We start from the raw sequence: 21,171 nt of genomic DNA, 5'->3' as shown, positions 1-21,171 counted from the left end.
CAGCTCATTCCTCCCACCTTTCCCGCGCCTTGTCGCTTGCAGCTTGAAGCTTGTCGCACAATGCCCCGGAGGGTTCTCCATGCAATCTGACATGTTCACCACCCTTCACTGGGAAGACGCCCTTAACCAGCTTCGTGACAACGGCTTGCTTCGTGATCTGGACGTGGCCATTGCCCGCTTCCTTGAGCAGCAGTGTAATGGTGCCAACCATGCGGTATTGATGCTGGCAGCGCTCACCAGTAACCAACAGGCCAGTGGGCACCTGTGTGTAGACCTGGACAATGACAGGCTGAGCGAACAGTTGTGGGGCACCTCACCACCAGACAATCTGGCCGCTCTACTGCCCGGCAAACCCGCAGACTGGCTTAAGGCATTGCAGCAAAGCCCGCTGGTCAGCAGTGACGGCAGTACCCCCCTGGTGCTGGATAATCACCGCCTTTATCTGCGCCGCAACTGGTCCCAGGAATGCGCGGTGGCCGAGGCCATTGCCGCTCGGCTGGCAACACTTTCGGGGCTGTCTGCTGCGGAGCTTCACCAACCCCTTCAGGCACTGTTTCCGCACAGCGACGACAACACCAACTGGCAGCAAGTGGCCTGCGCCCTGGCCAGTCGCAGTGGCATCGGTATCATTACTGGCGGGCCTGGTACCGGCAAGACCACTACCGTGGTCAAGCTCCTTGGCCTGTTACAAAGCCTGGCCATGGCGAAGGGGCAGCGATTGCGTATCCGGCTGGCCGCCCCCACCGGCAAGGCGGCGGCCCGTCTCACCGAGTCCATCGGTGATCAGGTAGCAGCACTGCCGGTATCCGATGCCGTGCGCGACAGCATTCCGACGGACGTGACTACCCTGCACCGTCTACTCGGTACCCGCCCAGACTCCCGACACTTCCGCCACCATGCCCACAATCCCCTGCACGCGGATCTGGTGGTGGTGGACGAGGCCAGCATGATCGACATGGACATGATGGCCAGCCTGCTGGGCGCCCTCCCCGCTCATGCGCAGCTGATTCTACTCGGCGACAAGGATCAGCTGGCCAGCGTGGAGGCCGGTGCGGTGATGGGGGATCTTTGCCGACATGCCTTCGAGGGCCGTTATCAGGACGATACCGTTACCTTTGTTGCCGACAGCTGCGGCACTGACATCACCGCCTTCAAAGCAGCGGGCACGACACAGGGCACCGCACTGGCTCAATGCACCGCCATGCTGAGGAAGAACTGGCGTTCCAAGGACAGTCCGGGCATCGGCACCCTGGCTACCGCCATCAATCAGGCGGACCTGAAAGGTACCCGCACGGCGTTTTCGGATTACCCGGACAGCTTGAATCGCCGCTCCCTGCGCAGCGATGGCCAGGAGCTGGAAAACCTGCTGCTGGAAGGCAGTGCCGGCCACGATGGCCTGCGCAGTTTATTCAACGCAGTACAGACGCCGCCGGAGGATCACACCCGCGATCAATGGGCCGCAGCATTACTCAGACAGCTAACGCATCAGCAGTTACTCAGTGGACTGCGCAGCGGCCCGTTCGGGGTGGAGCAGCTCAATCAGAGGATCACCCACTACCTGCAACAGCAGGATCTGGCCCCGGAACGGGAGTGGTATCCCGGCCGCCCGGTGATGATGACCCGCAACGACTACCAGCTTGGATTGATGAACGGGGATGTGGGCCTGACCCTGCCCGGCGAGCAAGACGAGGCCGGCCTGCGCGCTCTAAGGGTGGCTTTCCAGTTACCCGATGGCCGAATCAAATGGGTGCTGCCGTCACGACTGGATGGCGTGGAAACCGTGTACGCCATGACAGTGCACAAATCCCAGGGCTCCGAGTTCCGCCATACCCTGCTGGTGCTGCCGGACACCCCGCACCCGCTACTGACACGGGAGCTGGTCTATACCGCGGTCACCCGCGCCAGGGAAACCTTTACGCTGCTGGAATTCGGCAAGGCCGGCGTGTGGGACAGCGCAGTAAAAAAAGCCACCTGGAGAGCCTCCGGGCTGTCTCAACGGCTGGAAGACTAGTCTGGCGTTTCCCGGGCTCCGCACCATCAGCCTGGTGCGCCAACATGGGCGCTGTTGCGCAAGCCCGCGGGCGATTAGAATTCGGTTCTGACATCGTTCAGCCACATTACAAACGGGACCCTTACACGTCATGTCAACCGAATTGACCCGCTCCGTATTCACACTGGAGCAGCTGCGCCGCATCGAATCGAGCAAACTTTTTCAGGGCGCAGTGATTACCATCATTATCCTTTCAGCACTGACTATCGGCGCCAACACCTATAACTTGCCGCCACTATTCGGGGACACCCTGGCAGTGCTCGACAACGCCATCACGGTGTTCTTTCTGGTGGAAATCCTGTTCCGGTTCGGAGTTCATCAGGACAAAAAGCGGTTCCTGATGGATGGCTGGAATTTGTTCGACACTCTGGTGGTGATCGGCAGCCTGATTCCGATGGACAATGCCGAGGTCGTCCTGCTGGGCCGACTGCTACGCGTATTCCGGGTATTGCGTCTGGTGTCGGTGGTGCCAGAACTGCGTTTTCTGATCAACTCCCTGATCAAGGCGATCCCCCGCATGGGCTACATCGCCCTGCTGATGTTCATCATCTTCTACATATACGCCGCCATGGGATCCATGTTCTTCTCCAGTGTCGATGAAACCCTGTGGGGAGATGTGGCCATTTCCATGCTCACCCTGTTCCGGGTGGCCACCTTCGAAGACTGGACTGACGTCATGTACGCCACCATGGAGAGTTATCCACTCAGCTGGCTGTACTACCTCAGCTTTATTTTCCTCACCGCCTTCGTTTTCCTGAACATGATGATCGGTGCCATTCTGGAAGTGATGAGCGAAGAACAAAACGCCAAACAAGCGCAAGAGGCCCATGGCGAAAGAGAACGAATGACGCGCCAACTCACAGAGATTCAAGAGCAACTGGCGGAACTCTCCAGACTGGTACAGTCCGGCAAGAAGTGATGCCTTAGCATACAGTGCGCCATAAAAAGGGACACCAGAGTGTCCCTTTTTATGGATCGCCGAATCAAACAAGTGCTGCCGTCACGGCTGGACGGCCCGGTGCAAAAGCAGCGCCACCGCCGCCACCCGGTTCATGGCATCCACGGAAAGCGTCGCGCCGGTAATACCGTCCACCTTGCCAGACAAACCGAGGGTGTCAGTGAGGGTCATGCCCAGGTACTGCTTGCGAAAGCCGACCTGATGCACTTCTTCACCCCGTGGTTCCCGATACACCAGTAATTCCAGCACCGCGATCTCGCCCTCGGCATTGACGCCAATGCCAATGGTCATGGGCATGTCCTTGCTCTTCTCATCCAGGATCCAGGCAGTGGTGCCATCCTTTTCCCAGTAGCGCAGACGCAAGCCTCGGTAGCGATGACCCAGTACCGCTTCCACCTGCTCGCGCAGGTCGCCACGCAGAGGCATCAGCGAGATGCCGGGCAGTGTTTCACCATAGACCTTGTGTAGAAACGCTTCCGGTTTAAGGTACTCGGTTTCGTCATAACCGCTAACCGCCATCACTGACGGGCAGAGTGTCGCCAGCAGCAGACCGAGGGCAAGGCATAACCGTTTCCTGCTCATCAGTTAACGATGCGTTCCTTGTCGAAGAAACCCTCGATCAGCCACTGGTTATAGCCGCCCAGCCGCTTACCTTCCAGCCGCGCCAGGGCTTCATGATAGATCGGGTGGTGCTCCATACTCTTGGGCAACAGTACCTGCCCCGTCCAGGTGGCAGCACGAATCCAGCCATAGTTGAACTTCTGCCACCAGCCATATTTCATCCCGTACTGATCGCGAATCCGGGGCGGCAGTTCTGCGGAAGTAATGATCTCCTGTCCCCACAGCGGTGCAATCATCCAGATAGACTTGGGATCAAACAGGTCTTCCTTGAGCTGCAGGGCATTGGGTGTCACGGTGAGCTGCGGGCTTTCCCACATGGCCTTGTTGTAGGCCATGAACTCATTCCAGTCCGCCGGTAAGGCGCTTTCCGGAATCCCGAACAACATGGCGAATAACTTGGTTTCCTCGTAGAACTGGTCTTTCTCTTCCTGGCTGAGATCGTCTTCCAGCTTTTCGTACATGTGTACGATGGTTTCCCACAGCGTGGCATGCACCCAAATCATGGCGCTGACTTCGTTGGCACGGTACTCAGAGCCATGATGGAAGGCGCCTGCCTGCTCAGTCATCTGGCCATCAATCTCTTCATGGATATCGCGCACCTGGTTAGCGGAAGCCATGGCCTGAGGGATGCTGCCAAAGACCATGCTGGAGATATGATAGAACGTGCGACGGGCACGCCCCATGGGGTCATCGCGCACTTCGGAATGCTGATCAATGCCCGCCGTCACCCAGGGATGTGCTACCTGCAACAACAGGGCGCGGCCGGCACCAAAGGCTGGCGGCGCACTAAGTCCATCCAGTTTCCACATCATGGAATCCGGGCCGTACAGTCCCTCACGGGTATCGGGTAATTTGTTGTCGTGAATTTTGGCTAGCTGGCGACAGAAGTCCACTTCATTGATCCAGCGCGGCAAGGGCGCCTGCCCATTGCGCGGAACCAGTTGGCTGACAACATCCGCCGCTGGCTCAGGATCCGTTGCCATCACCATGACTTCCTCGCCAACGCCCTGATCGCAGGGATGGGTGAGATAGCCGGTATCGCCACGAACCAGTTCCAGCACCAATGTCTTGTCATCGGCCTTGAACTTGATGTCTGCGGGCAAACGATACCCGCCCAGCAATGACATGTAATCGCGATAATGGATCTCCCAGCCGGCTTCCTCGATCCGGTCGACCTGATACAGGCCGTCTTGATAAAGTGTGGCATCCTCGGTTGCCGGCAGACCTCTCAACCAATAGGAAAGGTTGCCGGCACGGATTCCCGACTGAAGGTGTTCTGCCACTGACAGCGCATCTGCACCACCCATGACATCCACGGACTCGCTACCTGGCTCGAACACATTACCGCGGATCATGGCCTGGGGCTCTCCCACCGGCTCATCCATGAGCACTGCCAGTTCGTAGTTCTCATTTATCTGCTGGTAGTAGAAATAGCTCTTGCTTTTCTTCCCCTCGGAATAGAGCGAAAACTTCCCTTCTACCCGCCACTCACTCAATCCCTCCGGGGACTGGGGAACATAGGACGACTCCTTGAGTGAAGAGCAGCCTTGCAGAACCAGCAACAACGCCAGCAGCACCGTCTTGCCATGACACAGCAGTACACCTTTCATGGAGGACTCTCTTTGTTATTTTAATTCGAACCAGCGTTATGCAGGCTGCCGCAGTGCCTTCTTGTCAATTTTGCCCACGGACGTGAGCGGGATCGCATCAATGAAGAAGATTTCCCTGGGCACCTTGTACGGCGACATGTTCTCTCGGCAGAAGCTCAGCAACTGCTCTTTGAGTTCACTTTCACTCTCCCGGGAGTCAGGGGTGCGCTCGATGTACAGCTGCACCACATCATTACCCGGACGGTTGGTGTCGGGTCGGCCAACCACCGCACACATGGCCACCCAGGGCAGGCTCTGTACCTTGCCTTCCACTTCCACGGAGAACACCTTGTAGCCACCGACGATGAGCATGTCCTTGCTGCGATCGCAGACACGGACAAAACCGTCCTCATCCATGACTCCCACATCCCCGGTGTGCATCCACAGTTTGCCGTCCATTTCACGCAGGGATTTCTGCGTGGCTTCCGGCATCTCCAGATACCCCTGCATCACCTGCGGACCGGCAGCGATGATTTCACCGGCTTCGCCCAACGGCATCAACGTTTCGCCATCCTCGGCATCCACAATGCGCACATCGGTACCCGGCAACGGAATACCCACGTGGGCTTCCTTGAAATGGGAGGCCGGGTTCAGGGTGATCACCGGGCTGGTTTCGGTCATGCCATACACTTCACAGAACTTGCCTGCACCCACCACGCTTTCCAGCTTTTGCACCTCTTCCCGGGCAAAAGGCGCCGCACCGGAAATGGCCATACGCAGACCGGAAAAATCCAGGTTCCTGAATGTCTCGTTGGCACACAGCATCTGGTACAGGGCCGGTACTGCCGCCAGCACGGTCGGCGTACGCGCCTTCATTTCACTGACAAAATGCTCGATGTCACGGGGATCAGGAATCAGCAGAAAGGTAGCAGCCGTACGCAACGCGTTGAACACCACCGCTGCACCACCGATGTGGAACAGCGGGAACGCCGATGCCACCGTCTCTTCACCCGTGCGGTAACCATAGAACACGTTGGCCTGCAGGTTGTTCATGAACAGATTGCGGGAGGTGAGCCTGGCACCCTTTGGCAACCCGGTGGTACCGCCGGTGTATTGCAGATACAGCACCTTGTCCATGTCCACTTTGGTGTTCACGGCTGCTGTGGTCTCCGGCAGGTGATCATGCAGTGAAATGCCCGTTACGCCCGCCACGGTTTCGTCCAGCGCTTCGCCCTGCCCGGTCATGATGTCCATGGGACCGGACACGATCACGGTGCTCAGGGTCGGCACCTTGCCCAACACTGGCTGCACCGAAGTCTGCCAGAACGGCATCAGGGTCAGCAGGATTTTTACTTTGGCATCGTTGGCCTGGTGAGTAATTTCCGGCGGAGTCATCAGCGGGGAAATACTGGTGGTCACCATGCCCAGACGGGCAGCGGCAATAAAACCAATCACATATTGCGGGGTGTTGGGCAACTGCATGCCAAGAACATCCCCTTCCACGGCGCCTTGTTTGGCAAACAGGGCGGCCATGCGATCGGCCAGCGCATCCAGTTGTTTGTAGGTAATCCCCTGCCCAAGGAAAACCAGCGCTTCACGATCCGGAAACTGTGATGCGTAATCACGCACATAATCGGACAGAGTTTTCTCGGGGAGTTCCGGCAATGTATGCCAGTCCTTGCCCAATGAGTCGTAGGTTGAGAGCCAGGGACGGTTATCCGAGTTCATAGTGCGCATCTTCCTGCGTGTTATTCAAGTTATAGGCTTCGGGGTGTTGGCGAGCGTCCTTGAACGCTTTTCGGGCCAGAGGAATCAGTCGCAGATTCTTCGGCGTCATGGCATGCGCAATCCGATAAAAATGGCACCATGCCTTGAACAAACGTTCGTCATTGCGTGTCCAGGCAATCGCAAACTTTTCGCGATACTGATGTGGTAGCGTGGCTCGCAAAATAAAGCGCATAAAGCGCCCCATCACCGCCCGGGTCATTATCCAGGCAAAATCCGGCAGCCAGTCAGCCGGGGGTTTTGGTATCTCAAGATAGTGGTTGTGCGCGAGCAGGTCTTTAGCCACATCTGTCATCTCGAGCTTATCTTTGATCATGCCGTGGAAATATTCCCAGTAGTCGCTTTCGTTGGCAGGAAGATCCTGGTCTCGAATACCCATCAACAAGCCCAGCTGACGCCACTCCTGAAACATGGCTGTGCGCTGTTCTGCTGTGGGCGACTTGCCCATCAACTCGTGCATGCGAATGGTGGCGTCGTAACCGGTGATGTGTACCCAGCTGTAGGCTTCAGGCTCAAGGGCGAAGTACTTCTTGCCACTCTTGTCCACCCCCTTGATAGAGCGATGCAGGTCATAGAGTTTCACGCCCATCTCGATGGCCTTCTGCGGACGGGCATAAACAATGGGCCACAGCATTTCGGTAGAACGCCTGGCACGGCCCCAGGGGTCGGTCTTGTAGACAGAATGCTCACCAACGCCGGCGTCAATCGTCGGGTGGGAAACCTGCAGCACAAACGCCTGTGGCAGCATCAGATTGAAGCGCCAGGAGCCGAAGTCCTGCCAGGTGTAGGAGTCCGGTCCCAGGGGCATGAGGTCGGGACTACGGGTTTGCGCGGAGGTTTCTGTCATGACGGCTCCTGACTGCCAATGTGAGACGAATAACAAAATACGTCTCACAGGATGGCGTCGCAAGCCACCCATACAGATTTCTGCATTCTGTATTGCACGCAGAAACCCTCCGCAGGGCTGCCTGTACCAGGAAAGGTTTATCTGGCCAGCAAAGGCCTAAGGTAGAGATCTGCCACCTTGCGGACACTGGCTTCATCGGCGGGATTCATGACGCCATCGGGAGACAGCACCATGGACTGCATAAGGCGCAACATCAGTTCTGCCAGCATCTCGCTGGACTGGTCACGGATGGCGCCATCTTTCTTGACCTTGTCCAGCAGGGAGGCCAGGTAGATACGAAAGAACCCCATCATCTGCCACAGACGCTGTGTCAGCATGGGCAGAATCGTCTCTGGTTCCGAGGTCATAAGGCGACTCAGCAGCGGGTGCCGATAGGCGCGGGTCACCGCCAACACAAAAGACTCCAGCACCCGCTCCAGACCACCTTCAATCTTGCGAAGATCCGCTTCAATTTTGGTCAGCTCTCGCTGGCACTCTCGCAGAATGACCACCTGGATCAGCTGGTCCTTGTCGGTAAACCGGCGATACGCCGTTGCGCGACCAATGCCGGCCCTGGTGGCCACATCTTCCATGGTGGTGCGACGCAATCCGAATTCCACAAACAGCGACAACCCGGCATCCAGGATCTTCTCGTAGGTCTTGTCCCCTTCAGGCACTTTCAGGTTCTGGAGAAGGGTTTGAGCGGCAACGGATTGTTGTGACATTCAGATTCCTGTGTCTCATCGTTTTTCAGACTTATACCCCATGCGCCAGACTGCCGCAAACAGGCCCCAACCATGCAGCCCCCCAAGGTTCATCGGGAAATACCCGGGAACCGCCTGGAAAACCTGCCCTGTCTGTTTCCTGCTCCGGAAGCGTGCTTGCACGCGAAGGTGCTTCGCGAAATAGCGGCAATGCAGATTGGTCCGACGTCTGACGTCAGGCGTCTAACCTCCGACCACACGACATGACGTTCCCGCAAATACGCGAAGGCCAAAAAAAGCGGCCCGTGGGCCGCTTCTTCCGAATACGCAGGCATTATGCAGACTTCGCCATCTCCATCAGGTGCACATCGGCGTTACCAAACAGGCCGTCCACGGCGCTAAGCCGTTTCACAAAGTGGCCCACGTTCAGCTCGTCTGTCATGCCCATGCCACCGTGAATCTGGATGGCTTCCTGGCCAATCTTGCGGCCGGTACGACCCAGCTGGGCTTTCATGGCATGCACCGCTCTGGCCGCATCATCATGCCCTTCCACCAGCTTCATGGTCGCTGCCATCAGCAGGGATTGGGTCTGCTCCATGGCGATGAACATATCCGCCATGCGGAATTGCAGCACCTGGAATTTACCGATGGGCAGCCCGAACTGCTTGCGGGTCTTGCTGTATTCCACGGTATCGTTGAGCAGCACAGCAAGGCTCCCCACACACTCGGCCGACAGGGCCAGCAGGCCTTCCAGCAGCACGCTACGGGCAATGTCATAGCCCTTATTCAACTCACCGATACGCGCCGCATCCGACACCTTAACGTTGCGGAAACGAATCTCCGCACCCTGACGACCATCCACAGTACGGTGAGGTGTACGCTCAACGCCCTCGGCGTTGGCATCCACCAGGAACAGGCTCAGGCCGTCCTTGTCACCGGGCTCGCCTGCGGTACGGGCCAGCACGATAAGCTGATCGGCGTGGTCACCGTTCAGTACGCAGGACTTGGTGCCATTCAACACCACATCTCCACCCTGCACGTCGCCCTTCATGGCGGTGTTTTCCAGGGTAAAGACGCGCTCGTATTCTTCGGCAGCAAACGCCAGCTGCAGCCCCCCTTCCAGCAGCGATGGAATGGTTTCCGCCTGCTGCGCGTCAGAAGCGTGACGCAGGAAACCGCCACCCAACACCACGGTAGCAATATAAGGCGCCATGATCAGACCTTCGCCCAGCTCCTGCAGCAGCACCATGGTTTCCAGCGGGCCCATGCCCAGGCCACCGTGCTCTTCGTCAAACGGTACCGCCAGCCAGCCCAGCTCGGCGAACTGATTCCAGGTCGCTTCGTCCAGTGGCATCAGCTTCTTGTTCTGGCGATGTTTCTCCACATCGTGATTATCACGCACAAAACGCTTGGCGCTGTCCGCCAGCATTTGCTGTTCTTCACTCAACTGAAAATTCATCAGACTTCTCCTTGTTGGCGGACGCTTACAAACCCAGGACGGCTTTGGCGATAATGCCGCGCTGGACTTCGTTGGAGCCGCCGTAGATGGAGCAGGCTCGTGAGTTCAGGTAATGGGGCATGGCAGTGAGTGCATACTCCGGACCGATAATTGGCTGTTCATCACCGGGCACCAGGGCCTGGGGCTGCCAGATGGCGGCCTGGGCACCGAGAGTCTCGATGCGCAGTTCGGTGACTTTCTGCAGCAGCTCGGTACCGAGAATCTTGGTCATGGAAGACAGCGCGCCAGGATCCTTGCCAGCGGACAATGCCGACTTGATTCGCATCTCGGTGAATTCCAGGGCCAGTACGTCCGCTTCCACGGAAGCGAATTTGTGCTGCCATACCGGATCGTTCTTCAGGGAACCATGAACCGTTTGCTGCTTCTCGGCCATCAACCGAATTTTTTCCAGCTGCACGTTCAGACCCGGCGCATATTCTTGACCACCACGCTCGAAGGTGAGCAGGTACTTGGCCACGGTCCAGCCGTCGTTTTCTGCACCCACACGGTTCTTCTGGGGCACGCGTACATTGTCAAAGAACACCTGGCACTGCTCGGTGACTTCGTCGAGGCCAACGATGGGCTCAATGGTGATGCCCGGCAGGTCCATGTCCAGCAGCAGGAAGGTAATGCCCTGCTGGGGCTTGCCGTCCTTGTTGGTACGCACCAGCGCGAACATCTTGTTGGCATAGTGGGCGTAGGTGGTCCAGATCTTGGTGCCGTTGATGATGTAGTCATCGCCGTCTTTCTCGGCAAAGGTCTTCAGCGATGCCAGGTCGGAACCGGAGCCGGGCTCGGAGTAACCCTGACACCAGAAGTGCTCACCGTTGAGGATCTTCGGCAGGTATTCCTTCTGCTGTTCTTCGGTACCGCAACCGATCAGGCAAGGGCCACACATATGCAGGCCCATGGGCACCAGCGGCGGGGTCTCGGCACGCACCAGCTCTTCGGCAAAAATGGCACGCTGGGTAACACTCCAGCCTGTACCGCCGAATTCCTTCGGCCAGTGAGGCGCAGCCCAGCCCTTGTCATTGAGGATTCTCTGCCAGGCCATGGCTTCCTTTACCGGCGCGAACACCGAGGTGACCATCTTTCCTGCCTCACGAATCTCGGGGGTCAGACTTTCTTCCAGAAAGGTCCGCACCTCATCCCGAAATGCCTTTTCCTGCTCCGGCACACGCAGATCCATACCGTACTCCGCTGTTATCAGAATCAATGGTATACAGTGTATAGGAGCACCAGTGAGACACTTATGACGGGACGTATCAGCCCCCTGGCGAAAACCGTCATGCGCCATTTCAAACACGCGCCCCGGCCCTTTGCCTGCCAGGATCAGCAGGCCACCGCCATACCCGCTATAATCCCGGCAAATTTGCTTTCATCACTGCAGGCACGTCAATGAGCATCAACTGGTTCCCCGGCCATATGAACAAGGCCACCCGCGAAATCCGTGAGATCCTCCCCAAGGTAGATCTGATCATTGAAGTGGTAGATGCCCGCCTGCCTTACAGCAGTGCCAATCCCGTCATCGAGAATTTCCGTGCCGACAAACCCTGCCTGAAACTGCTCAGCAAAAGCGACCTGGCCGACCCGGCGACAACCCGGCAATGGCTGGATCATCTGCAGCAAGACCCGACTGTGCGCGCCATGGCGATCACCACCCAGCAGCCGGAGCCAATCCGCAAGCTGGCAGAAACCTGCAAACAGATGGTCCACAAGAAAATTGATCGCGCCACCACCATCACCGCCCTGATTACCGGCATTCCCAATGTGGGGAAGTCCACCCTGATCAACACTCTCGCCGGCCGCCAGGTCGCCAAGGCCGGCAATGAACCCGCCGTCACCCAGCGCCAGCAACGTATTGAACTGGGTGAGGGCCTGATCCTTATCGACACCCCCGGCATTCTCTGGGCAAAGATTGAAAACCCGGCCAGCGGTTACCGTCTCGCCCTGTCAGGCGCCATCAAGGCCACCGCCATGCAGGACGATGATGTGGCGCTCTACGCCGCCGAATACCTTATGGACGCCTACCCGGCGCTGATGAAGGAGCGTTTCCAGCTGGATACACTTCCCGGGGAAGGCGTCCCCTTCCTGGAAACCATCGGCAAACAACGCGGCTGCCTGGGGCGCGGTGGCCATGTGGACTTCGACCGAACCGCAACGCTGCTGATCAACGAGTTTCGCAGTGGCAAGCTGGGCCAGATCACCCTGGAAACCCCGGCCATGGCCGAAAAGGAGCATGTAAAGGTGGCCGAGATTCGCCGCCAGAAAGCGGAAGAAAAGGAAGCGAAGAAACAAGCAAGAAAAGCGGCCTACAAGGCGAAGGCGAATAAAAAGGACTAGCGGTGAGTACGAGAGAGACACACACCTTGTGGGAGCTTGCAGGCAATCGCCCGCAGAGCGCGTGGAACTGAACAGCGCAGTGGGATCTGTTGCAAACAGCAGATACAAAAAAGCCCGGCGGTTTCCCGTCGGGCTTTTTTGTATCTCGANTTTGGTCGGGACGGGAGGATTCGAACCTCCGACCCCTTGCACCCCATGCATGAGACAGTGCCCGCCTAACCCATTGTTTTTATTCGTTTTCAGCGCATCAAATACTGAACGTATAAACAGTATTTTGGCAAGTTGGACAGGATAAGTAAATCAACGAGTTAGCTGTGGGTTTTGATTCGAGAGCCACCTTAGAGCACCACCATGTCAAGGTCGTGACCGGTCAGGGATAAGCAGCTGAATGGAAAGGAAAACAGGGGGAATTTGAGGAGGGAAAAACAGCAGATTCAGCACACGCGAAAACAACAGCTTACGAACGGATACCCCGACAGATTACGCCGGGTTAATCCATCGCCTACAGACACCCTCCCTGGCACCTGAGACGATGACCTTGCCCGTCGCCGGTACATACCAGCGGCAGACGTGCCAGCGCTATGCGGCGGGCGCCACACCCACCCCCACACGTTCCAGGTCATCCGGCGGGTCAATTTCCACGCCGTTGCAAAATGCCGTTACGTCCTCAAGCGTCACCCGGTCGCGGTCGCGCAGGTCGGCTAGCTGGTTCAGCGCGGCCAGCGCCATGGCCGGGTCAGCCAGCAGCGGCAGGTAGTCGGGGTCAATCAGCGTATTGGCCAGATAATGCGTCACCGGGCCTTCTTCACTAGGGCCAAGTCGGCACACGCCGAACGTCTCCGCGCCGCCACTGTCCGGGTCGAAAACTGCCGCCACCCGGTTCGCGGCGTCTTGAATGTCTGCCGGGATGCGCAGTTGTTTGCGAATGTAAGCGGCCATAATTAGTACCCGTCCGGTGTGGTTACTGCCCAGCCACGCGCCCGCAGTGCGTCCACAGCGGTTTGCGCCGCGCCGGTTGTCGTTGCGCTACCGCCGGTGATGTCCAGCTCTCCATTGCTGGTGCCCGCCGATTCGATGGCGGTAACAAGGTCCTCGTAGGATTGCTGGCTCAGGTTGGTGTCTAGGAACGCTGCCCTATAATCGACGCACGGACTGTCGCTAAACGGATTCCCCGTGCCGCCATAGATTATCAATTCATGCAGACCCGACGACGCCGCAAAACGAAAAAACGTGTTGGCGCTAACAGTGCGCCAGCTACTGACATCAAGGCGTGTCAGCAGCGGGCAATTGGTCATAAATCTCATAAAACTTGTCACATTGGCCGGCACCCACCCGTCCATTTTCAGCGATGCGAGGTTAGAACAGTTCGCTACAAAACGAATAAGACTGCCGAACGCGGACACGTCCCATCTGCTAGCGTCGAGCGCGGTAAGGTCATCACGAAACAGGAACCAATCCACCCCGTCAGCCGCCCCCGCAAAATCCGTCTCAGCACCACGCTGCCCAACCCACTCCACAAGGCCCTCTAACTCATGGTCAGACAGCACACGATCAACAAGCACCAGTTGGGTGTCAGTGCCCGGCCCCGCATAGTTCGGGTCAGTCGGAATCTGATACGGCCCCTCCGGCGCAGCGAACTCCGCAACAATGACGCCCTGCATAGTGCCCTGCACATAAGTGCCAGCCCAGCCGCCCGCTGGTACGTCGATTAAATAGTTGTCGTCGTCGTCGAGGGCGACCCAGTGGTACGTTCCGTCTGTCTGGTAAGTGCCTTTTTGCGCGGTGGTTGCTTGGTATTGGTTGTTGCCGTTCCCCGACTTATCCAGCCGCAACCCAAATTCATCGCCCGCCGCCGCCGCGGGGTCAGTGCCCGCCACGTCCTTGAAACGGGTCGCCGGGTCGCTTGAGTCGCCCCAGTAGCCATCTGTGCCATCCGCAAAAAGGAATAGTGGGCTGTAATAAATCGAGAACTCACCGTTTGATTCTGCCGCTGCCTTTTCTTCTGACCAGGCATATGGGTAGTATTTAAGGGATTGGATTTTCGCCAGCCCGCCATTTGACAGAAATTCTGGTTCTGCAGCAGAGAAAGAGTCAACCGTGTACAAAACCTCTCCATCTGCCCAACACTTTCCGACGCCGCCGCTATAAACAAAAACCAGCGTGCCAGAGCCCTCCATGAATTCACCAAACCCAGCGCTTGGTATCGGCAGGGATTTATCCAGAAACCCTTTAAATACCCATGTCCCCGAGCTGGAGTTGAAAGTGGGGATGTCGTTGATGGCTGCGGTTTCTGAAAGGCTGGCGTCAAGGATGAGCCCCTCTGCAACGCCGTTGCTGTAGTTGAATCGTGGCTCATCGACACCCGCCGTCTGTATATCCCCATTGATGTCTTCATAGTCGGCTGGGGCTGGGCGCGAGAAATCGAAGGCAACATTGAATGGGACGGTTTTAAGCGCCATTACACATCCTCCTGGACATAGGACTGGGCTACAAAGTCAGCGTAAAAGGTGGTGCCGAGCAGATCAGGGTGCAGGGACTGGATCAGAGCAATAATTCTGGATTCGGCCCCAGTGAAAGCATCAATGGCCGTCTGCAGGGCTGTGCTGTTCGGGTATTCGCCCTGCTCTACGCCCGTGCCGGTTTGATTCTGGTACAGCTTCAAGGTGCCGCCATCGGCTACCCAGAAGTATTCGGTGTCGCTTGTGCCAGCCTCCCCGGCGGCAATGCTCGGATAAATCGTTGCGCCGGTGCCTGCCACACCGCCAAGCTGGGCCAGCAAGCCCTGCAGTTTGCGCATCGCCCGCGTGAAGATGGCCGCCGTCTCTACGTCGCCCTGGGCCATTTCAGGAATGCCGTCACTGGTGAAGTCGCGCTGGATGGCATAGGCGCCAGTCTTTCCAGTGCCACCGTAAGGCGCGGTCAGCGTGATCTGCGTGTCGCTATCGACGCTCGCCACGTCATAGACCAAGCCCACGCCAGCCATGACAAAGCTGTCACCGGCCTGCACATTGGCCAGCCATTGCGTCCCAGATCCAGACACAACTGGGCTATCGTTCACCGCCGTGGCGGTGCCCGTTTTGTATTGAGCCATTGGTTACTCCGGTTATTCCTGCATGAAATAGAAATCGCTGAGGTGGGCTTCCGCTTCCATTGTCCGGTTGCCTGTGGTTACAAGAGAAACCTTCAGTGCATCCCCGGGGCTGAAGTCGTTGATTGTGTATGTACTGGTCAGGGCGAAGGTTTCTTCGCCATTGGGTGTGCTTATGGTCACCTCATCATTTTCAAGATCAACAAAGCATTCAACCCCGTAGAACTGACCAAGAGACGGCGCAATAACTGAGGCAGGGGGGACCGTTCCTGTTTCTGTTGCAATAACCCTGGTTTCGGTTGTTATGCCTTGGCGAAACCTGACACGATAAGTGGTGGTGTACTCTCTATCGCTCCCTGATCCGGCATATGCCCAGTCACTTTCCACTTCATATTGGGCCTGGCAAAAGTTCGCGCCGCTGTCCCTGCAGGAGAACAGCTTCATATTCATTATTGTGTTTACATTGTCGCCAAAGCCATATGATCCGTTTGCACCATGGCCGAAGGAGAAGCCCACCTTCATCCTAAAGTTAGAACTTGCCTCTGCCTGATCAATAATGTACTGGGGAACATAATGATAAAATTCAACATCGTCCCCATTCTCGCTTGTCTCAAGCCACAGCGAATACCTGCCTCGATTGAGAGCCGCACTCGGAGCTCCGGTTACGCTGAAATTATCATCAGGAACAAAGGCTGTGAGGAAGTTGTCGTGAACATATAGCTTCCTGCCGTTATATGAATCCACGCCTATGAGCGTAGTTTCACGGCCAGCAGTGAAGTCGGTGCCGTCAAACTTCAGGTATTTCTGATCGCCGTCACCAAAGTAGAAGGTGCCATCGTTTTCGATGAATGCGCGCCAGTCAGAGCCATCGTAATAACCCAGGTGGGTGGCGGTGAGGTTCAAGCCCGTGCTTGGCGTATCGCCCAGCCTGCTGGGGATGTTGGACAGATTGCTGGACCAATCAGCGCCAGCAGTGGCGCCAGTTTCAACGCCACTAAGCTTCCCACCTTCCCCGCTGTTAATGTCGGCCAAGGAGCTTGGCTTGTCGCTCAGGTTGGCATAGCCGCTGCCGTTGGTGATGGTCACCGCACCAGAGAAGGCCGCGCTGCCGTCGCTATAAACAGCAAACAGAGTGGTGCCATCGTACTGGTAGGTAACCATGCCGGTTTTGCCGTCCGTGGCCTTGGGGCCAATTGTGGCAACGGCATCGCCAACTACGCTCTCAATTTGACCATCAACGCTAATTTTTTCGGTGGCGGCCAGAGTGCCGGTCACAATCTTGGAGGCCGTCAGCTTGACGATCTTGGTGCTGTCGATGGCGTCATTTTCTAGGTTGGCATCAATGAACGCCTTGTCAGCGTCGGTAACCGTGGCCCAGGGGCTCAGACCATCCACCTCGGCAGCCGCAAGGCTGGGAGTGGTGACACTGAATTCCTGGCTTAAACTCCCCTGCCCGAAGGCATCATAGGTCGCGAAGCGCAGGAAGTACTCTGTGTTGTCCGCCAGGCCAGCGATAATCACTGGCCCGCCGTAGGCTTGCGCCACCTGATTGGCCGGGTCAGGGGTAAATCCTTCGCTCTGGCTGAGCCAGACACGGGTTTCCTTGTAATCCAGATCCTCCGGCGGGTCATAGTCGATCTGAAGAGAACGGAAGCTGGCGGATACCGTGATTGCGTCGGGCAATTCTGGCGCCACGTTCTCCACGGGCAATTTCGCGGCCTGTGCACTGAGTTGGTTCTGGCGGCCCCGGCAGTACACGCGGCACTCAAACGCACGCCACGCGCCCGCCTGGCCCTGCTCTCGCGCATAGTCTTCGGCGTTCTTCTCGTAGGTGTAGACGAAGGCAGGGTCAACAACCCATTCTGTCCGAACCAGAGACCCGCCTACCCAGACCTCTACCTGGTAATCCTTGAAGTAAAGGTCCAGAGAGCCACGGGAGGCCCCCAGCTGGCCCTCGCTGCCCATTTCCAGCCATTCGGTAACGCTGGTCTTGCGCCACACGAACTTAGCGTCACGGCCACCAAATACGGAATCATTACCCTGCTCGAACAGCTCCAGGCCATGGACGTTCGGCACCTCCACCACATCATCCACATCCTCGTCGCCCGGGTCGGCATTCAGGATCTTGGTGGTGGTGATTTCCTGAATCGGGGCATCAGGCACAACATTCCCGGCCAGCGATACACCACGCGCACGGATTTCGTAGGTCTTGCCGTCACTCGGGACAACAAAGCCGACTTCAGGAGAGGCCGGGCCCACCTCAAACCAGCCCTCCTGACCCTTCTCCCGGTACTCCACCAGGGCGTATTTGTAACTACTAACGCTTGGAGGCTGAATTGCCACCTCAATCGTGGAAAGGTTGGCATTGGCGCTGCGTGGAGTGTTGGTCAGCTCGGCAATGGTCACCGTAACCGGGTTCTCTGTCTCTTCAGGAATGTCCGGGGTGGCAGCGATTGAACCTGTTAGCTGATGAACCACATACGCTGACTGCCAAACATTCAGAGGAAGCGGCTGGGGGCTCTGCAAAGGCGAGAGGATTTCATTGCTGGAATTTTCGTAGTAGTTATACGCTCCCGGTATGGAATTCCCTAAAAATCCAAGAGAGTTCGTTCCTCTGGTGCCCTGATGCCCCGGGACCGCAGCGGCGCCATAGAATGCGTGGAAGTTCCCTTCGGTGAGATCCCCAGGAATAGCGGTCTCGCCGTCCATAACGAAATACAGGGCACCGGGACCGCCAGGCGCACCTGTTCCAGGGTAGGCCCGCGCCCAGCTTGCGGCCTGATAAAAGGTTTGCGGCTCTGGAGCATCACCGCCTGACAGGTCAAAAAGGCCGTTATCCCCCACAGAGAAGCCGCGGCAGGTAATTGCCAGCCCTGCACCTGAGTTGCCGCCGTCACCACCAGGGCCAAGATACGACAGCTCAAAGGGCGAAAATGGGCGCTTGCCCGCAGGGCCGCCGCCATGGCCGCTCCCGCCCCATAGGTATCCCGGGAGGCCTTTTAGCTCGCCATCCACAACATCAAGCCCTGACCTGGCAGCACTTACAACCAGCCCTCCTACCGGGGGCAGCTGAGAAAAGGAGTCCTCCAGCGCGTTGCTGCCGAAAAGCGCATAATCCAACGCCTGGTCAGAAACATATACCCATCGATAGTCCCTGAAAGAGTCTTCTTGAATCATGACGCTTGGCGACTGCGGCAAAGACTCGGCACGCAGATACCCGGGCAGCCCTTTGTTGTCAGTATTCCACTTGAAGTACCGCGCGGAATAGATAGGGTCAATGCTCAGTTCGTCAACCCCGGCCCCGCCAGGCTGGCCCTGACCGCGACCGTCAACAGTGCCATTATTCTGGAAGTAGCCGGCCACACGAAGCTGCACATTCTTGGTGAGCGTGACTGTCACGCCCCCATCAATGGTCAGGTCTTCCGGGCACCAGTAAATAGCCGTGTCGTCGGCAATCGAGGCGTGACCTTCCAGGGTAATGTCCGCCGTGATGTGGCGCTCGCCGGTGCTCTCTACGACAGCCCCAGGGAAGTTGGCCGCGCTGATCTCGGTGCCTTCACTCTGATACCAGCTGAGCGGTAATGCTGAGCCAAACTGGTCCACCGGCAATTCGCTGGCCCGCTGGCTGGACCCGAACAGGTCAACCGTTACCTTGCCGGTCTGCCAGTCCACCTTGACCTGCTGCACCTCAAAATTTCGGTTCAGGGTCACGTCCACCTGGTCGGTGCTGTAGTCCTTAATTCCGCCCAGATTCACCCGGACAATATCGCCCACTTCCAGATCGTTGTTCTCGGGGGAGAGGTCCAGTGACAGGCGAAGCGGAGGGCCGGCGTAACGATCCCGCAGACTGTCGAGGATGTTCTTGATGGTGGTGTAGGTGTGGCGCTCAGCACTCAGGGCGCGGAACTCAATCTCAAGGGTTTCAGATTGACCGTTGCGCTCGATAGAGCCCGAATCCAGCAGGCGGTTTACGCGGGTGTAGGCCTCTTTGCGCTGGTTCCAGTTCCAATAGACCAGAATGTCGTTAATCATCCCGCCCATGTCATGGGTCAGAGTGGCCGGGGACAGCACATGGTCCTCGTTCAGCTCCCGCACATACCCGCTTTGGGAGGGGATCAGGGTCATGCGGCGCAGGCCAATCTGGCCATCCGAATAGATAGGCGGGTAACAGCCCATCATGCGAAAGATCTGCTCTTCGATGAACTTCTTGCCGCTCTCCTTCTCTACCCCTGAGACCTGAGCAGACAGCCCATCGTCGAAGCTGTCTACGTCCCAAAGGTCTGGCCCGATATTCAGATATTCAGACGTACGGATGAACTCAGGGCCTACACCCATATGCCAGTGGTCCGGCAGGTATTCGCCGGGATAGCCATAGATAGAGCCGGTCAGCAGCGCATAAGCCAGCATAGGGGCCGGCATGTCCAGATAGACGTATTCGGTTACCTTGGGGGCATTGTCGCGCTTTTCGTCTGGGTCCACCTCAATGGTAAGCGGCGTGGTCCCCAGGACGCCACGAGTCACCTGCTTGAGGGTGTTGGTGCTCTCGTCAATCTCCTCTGCCATGGCGATTTCAAAGGCATCATTCTCACCTTCAAGCCTCACCAGGCAGATGCTTTTCCCGCTGGCAAGGGTCCGGCCAGACGGGCTAACGGGCTGCTTAACCAGCTGCAGGCCATTGACGGAATAGACCTCAATCTCCGTATCATCCGCAGCCAGTGAGGCACTGAGCGTGGTTTCCTTCAAGACGAAGATGTCATCACGCATCTGGCGCTGAATATCAGCACACTTGAAGGTGTATTCCTGCTCTTTGTAGGAGGCGCCCTGGATCAGCTGGGTCTGCACCAGGACGAAAGATGACCACGGGAGGCCCAAGAAACCAGCGTAGTAGCGCACACGCTTGCCGCGCAGCCCCTTGTCGTCGTTCAGCTTGGCTTGCTGCAGCTCGGTCAGGCCATCATCCGCAATGCGGACGGTCATGGAGCCAATCTTGCTGTTGGCCTTGTCCGGGTCCAGCTTCTGGCTGGTGCTGTCCACGCGGGTCAGCACGCCATCAGTCACGTTGGCGCCAGAGAGCCCATCCACCTCATGGCTGGTGAAGTAGTGATAATCACCGCCGCCAAAGTCGAATTCGATAACAAAGCGCGGCTCGCGGGTCTGGCCGACATTGAAAGAGCCAAAGGCGCTGTTATGGGTTCTCATCAAACACCTTCACTTGCCATGAGTAGGAGTAGAAGCCGGCAGAGTTCACCAGTCGCTTGCTGGGGTTGCCGCGCAACTTGTAGCTGACCGGGGCCACAGGGCTGCCCGACTCGCCCATCAGGTCCATCGTGAACGGCTCCCCAGCGGCAACAGACATGACGAATTCACGCAACTGAGCAAGCAGCGCCGTATCGTCTATGGCCACTGTGCTGAAGCTGTCCCGTTCCTCAATGCGGTAAAACGTGGTGTAGTCCTTGCCGGATAGCGTGGTGAGCGTGTTTTCCTCACGGTCAAAGCTGGGCGAAACGCTCTCGATCCCAACTTCCAGCTCATAGGACTGGCCGGCAGTGTGGCCGGCAACGAGGCCGCGCCTTGCCGTGTAAATGATTACCGCCATGTTTTCTCCAGGCATAAAAAAACCCGCCGAAGCGGGTTCTTGGGTCAGTGCGG

15 protein-coding genes are annotated in these 21,171 nt (G+C 57.5%); 3 read left to right on the top strand and 12 right to left on the bottom strand.

Going from position 1 to position 21,171, the window contains the following annotated elements:
- Positions 1 to 79: 79 nt before the first annotated feature.
- Together recD and GQF00_RS13275 are read left to right on the top strand one after the other, a co-directional pair.
- The gene (gene recD, locus GQF00_RS13280; RefSeq protein WP_161319632.1) at positions 80 to 2,011 is read left to right on the top strand and encodes an exodeoxyribonuclease V subunit alpha; all 1,932 of its coding nucleotides are present in this window, start codon (positions 80 to 82) and stop codon (positions 2,009 to 2,011) included.
- 130 nt (positions 2,012 to 2,141) lie between these two features.
- Entirely contained in the window at positions 2,142 to 2,969 is an 828-nt protein-coding gene (locus GQF00_RS13275; protein WP_161319631.1) for an ion transporter, read from the top strand.
- 81 nt (positions 2,970 to 3,050) lie between these two features.
- On the opposite strand, the gene GQF00_RS13270 is transcribed toward GQF00_RS13275, so the two are convergent.
- The 7 genes from GQF00_RS13270 to GQF00_RS13240 form a co-directional block, all read right to left on the bottom strand.
- Entirely contained in the window at positions 3,051 to 3,590 is a 540-nt protein-coding gene (locus tag GQF00_RS13270) for an FMN-binding protein (protein WP_161319630.1), read from the bottom strand.
- Positions 3,590 to 5,239 (bottom strand): lipoprotein insertase outer membrane protein LolB, encoded by a 1,650-nt coding sequence (locus GQF00_RS13265; RefSeq protein WP_161319629.1) that lies wholly within the window; start codon positions 5,237 to 5,239, stop codon positions 3,590 to 3,592. The genes GQF00_RS13270 and GQF00_RS13265 overlap by 1 nt, the downstream gene beginning before the upstream one ends.
- Before the next feature lie 36 nt (positions 5,240 to 5,275).
- The gene (locus GQF00_RS13260; protein ID WP_202560497.1) at positions 5,276 to 6,946 is read right to left on the bottom strand and encodes an AMP-binding protein; all 1,671 of its coding nucleotides are present in this window, start codon (positions 6,944 to 6,946) and stop codon (positions 5,276 to 5,278) included.
- Positions 6,933 to 7,850: an oxygenase MpaB family protein gene (locus GQF00_RS13255; protein ID WP_161319628.1), complete on the bottom strand. Its 918-nt coding sequence runs from the start codon at positions 7,848 to 7,850 to the stop codon at positions 6,933 to 6,935. The genes GQF00_RS13260 and GQF00_RS13255 overlap by 14 nt, the downstream gene beginning before the upstream one ends.
- A 137-nt stretch (positions 7,851 to 7,987) precedes the next feature.
- Positions 7,988 to 8,614: a TetR/AcrR family transcriptional regulator gene (locus tag GQF00_RS13250; RefSeq protein WP_161319627.1), complete on the bottom strand. Its 627-nt coding sequence runs from the start codon at positions 8,612 to 8,614 to the stop codon at positions 7,988 to 7,990.
- A 313-nt stretch (positions 8,615 to 8,927) separates the two neighbouring features.
- Complete coding sequence (locus GQF00_RS13245) at positions 8,928 to 10,052, bottom strand: acyl-CoA dehydrogenase family protein (RefSeq protein WP_161319626.1); 1,125 nt, start codon at positions 10,050 to 10,052, stop codon at positions 8,928 to 8,930.
- A gap of 25 nt (positions 10,053 to 10,077) precedes the next feature.
- Positions 10,078 to 11,280, bottom strand: a complete 1,203-nt coding sequence (locus GQF00_RS13240; protein ID WP_161319625.1) for an acyl-CoA dehydrogenase family protein — start codon at positions 11,278 to 11,280, stop codon at positions 10,078 to 10,080.
- A 209-nt stretch (positions 11,281 to 11,489) separates the two neighbouring features.
- Here GQF00_RS13240 and ylqF point away from each other — a divergent pair, with 209 nt between their 5' ends.
- The gene (ylqF, locus tag GQF00_RS13235) at positions 11,490 to 12,434 is read left to right on the top strand and encodes a ribosome biogenesis GTPase YlqF (protein WP_161319624.1); all 945 of its coding nucleotides are present in this window, start codon (positions 11,490 to 11,492) and stop codon (positions 12,432 to 12,434) included.
- A 579-nt stretch (positions 12,435 to 13,013) separates the two neighbouring features.
- Here ylqF and GQF00_RS13230 read toward each other — a convergent pair.
- Genes GQF00_RS13230 through GQF00_RS13210 form a run of 5 tightly spaced genes read right to left on the bottom strand, consistent with a single transcriptional unit; the run spans position 13,014 to position 21,118 of the window.
- Positions 13,014 to 13,373: a hypothetical protein gene (locus GQF00_RS13230; protein ID WP_237440516.1), complete on the bottom strand. Its 360-nt coding sequence runs from the start codon at positions 13,371 to 13,373 to the stop codon at positions 13,014 to 13,016.
- Between the two features lie 2 nt (positions 13,374 to 13,375).
- Complete coding sequence (locus GQF00_RS13225; protein WP_161319622.1) at positions 13,376 to 14,893, bottom strand: hypothetical protein; 1,518 nt, start codon at positions 14,891 to 14,893, stop codon at positions 13,376 to 13,378.
- A complete protein-coding gene (locus tag GQF00_RS13220; protein ID WP_161319621.1) occupies positions 14,893 to 15,525 on the bottom strand; it encodes a hypothetical protein in 633 nt (210 codons plus the stop codon). Before GQF00_RS13220 ends, GQF00_RS13225 begins: the two co-directional genes overlap by 1 nt.
- 12 nt (positions 15,526 to 15,537) lie before the next feature.
- Positions 15,538 to 20,721 carry a hypothetical protein gene (locus GQF00_RS13215; protein WP_161319620.1) on the bottom strand — a complete coding sequence of 1,728 codons (5,184 nt, stop codon included), beginning with the start codon at positions 20,719 to 20,721 and terminating at the stop codon, positions 15,538 to 15,540.
- Positions 20,708 to 21,118 carry a hypothetical protein gene (locus tag GQF00_RS13210; protein ID WP_161319619.1) on the bottom strand — a complete coding sequence of 137 codons (411 nt, stop codon included), beginning with the start codon at positions 21,116 to 21,118 and terminating at the stop codon, positions 20,708 to 20,710. The genes GQF00_RS13215 and GQF00_RS13210 overlap by 14 nt, the downstream gene beginning before the upstream one ends.
- Between the last annotated feature and the right edge of the window lie 53 nt (positions 21,119 to 21,171).

The organism is Alcanivorax sp. DP30 (genome assembly GCF_009882945.1).
Taxonomy (GTDB): Bacteria; Pseudomonadota; Gammaproteobacteria; order Pseudomonadales; family Alcanivoracaceae; genus Alcanivorax.
Note: the sequence above shows the minus strand (reverse complement) of the source record. Positions and strands in the feature narration are given on the sequence as shown.

Coding starts and splice junctions, on each gene's coding strand:
- GQF00_RS13240 (WP_161319625.1), bottom strand. CDS start 11,280: ATGGATCTGCGTGTGCCGGAGCAGGAAAAGGCATTTCGGGATGAGGTG.
- GQF00_RS13265 (WP_161319629.1), bottom strand. CDS start 5,239: ATGAAAGGTGTACTGCTGTGTCATGGCAAGACGGTGCTGCTGGCGTTG.
- GQF00_RS13220 (WP_161319621.1), bottom strand. CDS start 15,525: ATGGCTCAATACAAAACGGGCACCGCCACGGCGGTGAACGATAGCCCA.
- GQF00_RS13270 (WP_161319630.1), bottom strand. CDS start 3,590: ATGAGCAGGAAACGGTTATGCCTTGCCCTCGGTCTGCTGCTGGCGACA.
- GQF00_RS13230 (WP_237440516.1), bottom strand. CDS start 13,373: ATGGCCGCTTACATTCGCAAACAACTGCGCATCCCGGCAGACATTCAA.
- GQF00_RS13215 (WP_161319620.1), bottom strand. CDS start 20,721: ATGAGAACCCATAACAGCGCCTTTGGCTCTTTCAATGTCGGCCAGACC.
- GQF00_RS13210 (WP_161319619.1), bottom strand. CDS start 21,118: ATGGCGGTAATCATTTACACGGCAAGGCGCGGCCTCGTTGCCGGCCAC.
- GQF00_RS13250 (WP_161319627.1), bottom strand. CDS start 8,614: ATGTCACAACAATCCGTTGCCGCTCAAACCCTTCTCCAGAACCTGAAA.
- GQF00_RS13275 (WP_161319631.1), top strand. CDS start 2,142: ATGTCAACCGAATTGACCCGCTCCGTATTCACACTGGAGCAGCTGCGC.
- GQF00_RS13225 (WP_161319622.1), bottom strand. CDS start 14,893: ATGGCGCTTAAAACCGTCCCATTCAATGTTGCCTTCGATTTCTCGCGC.
- GQF00_RS13260 (WP_202560497.1), bottom strand. CDS start 6,946: ATGAACTCGGATAACCGTCCCTGGCTCTCAACCTACGACTCATTGGGC.
- ylqF (WP_161319624.1), top strand. CDS start 11,490: ATGAGCATCAACTGGTTCCCCGGCCATATGAACAAGGCCACCCGCGAA.
- GQF00_RS13255 (WP_161319628.1), bottom strand. CDS start 7,850: ATGACAGAAACCTCCGCGCAAACCCGTAGTCCCGACCTCATGCCCCTG.
- recD (WP_161319632.1), top strand. CDS start 80: ATGCAATCTGACATGTTCACCACCCTTCACTGGGAAGACGCCCTTAAC.
- GQF00_RS13245 (WP_161319626.1), bottom strand. CDS start 10,052: ATGAATTTTCAGTTGAGTGAAGAACAGCAAATGCTGGCGGACAGCGCC.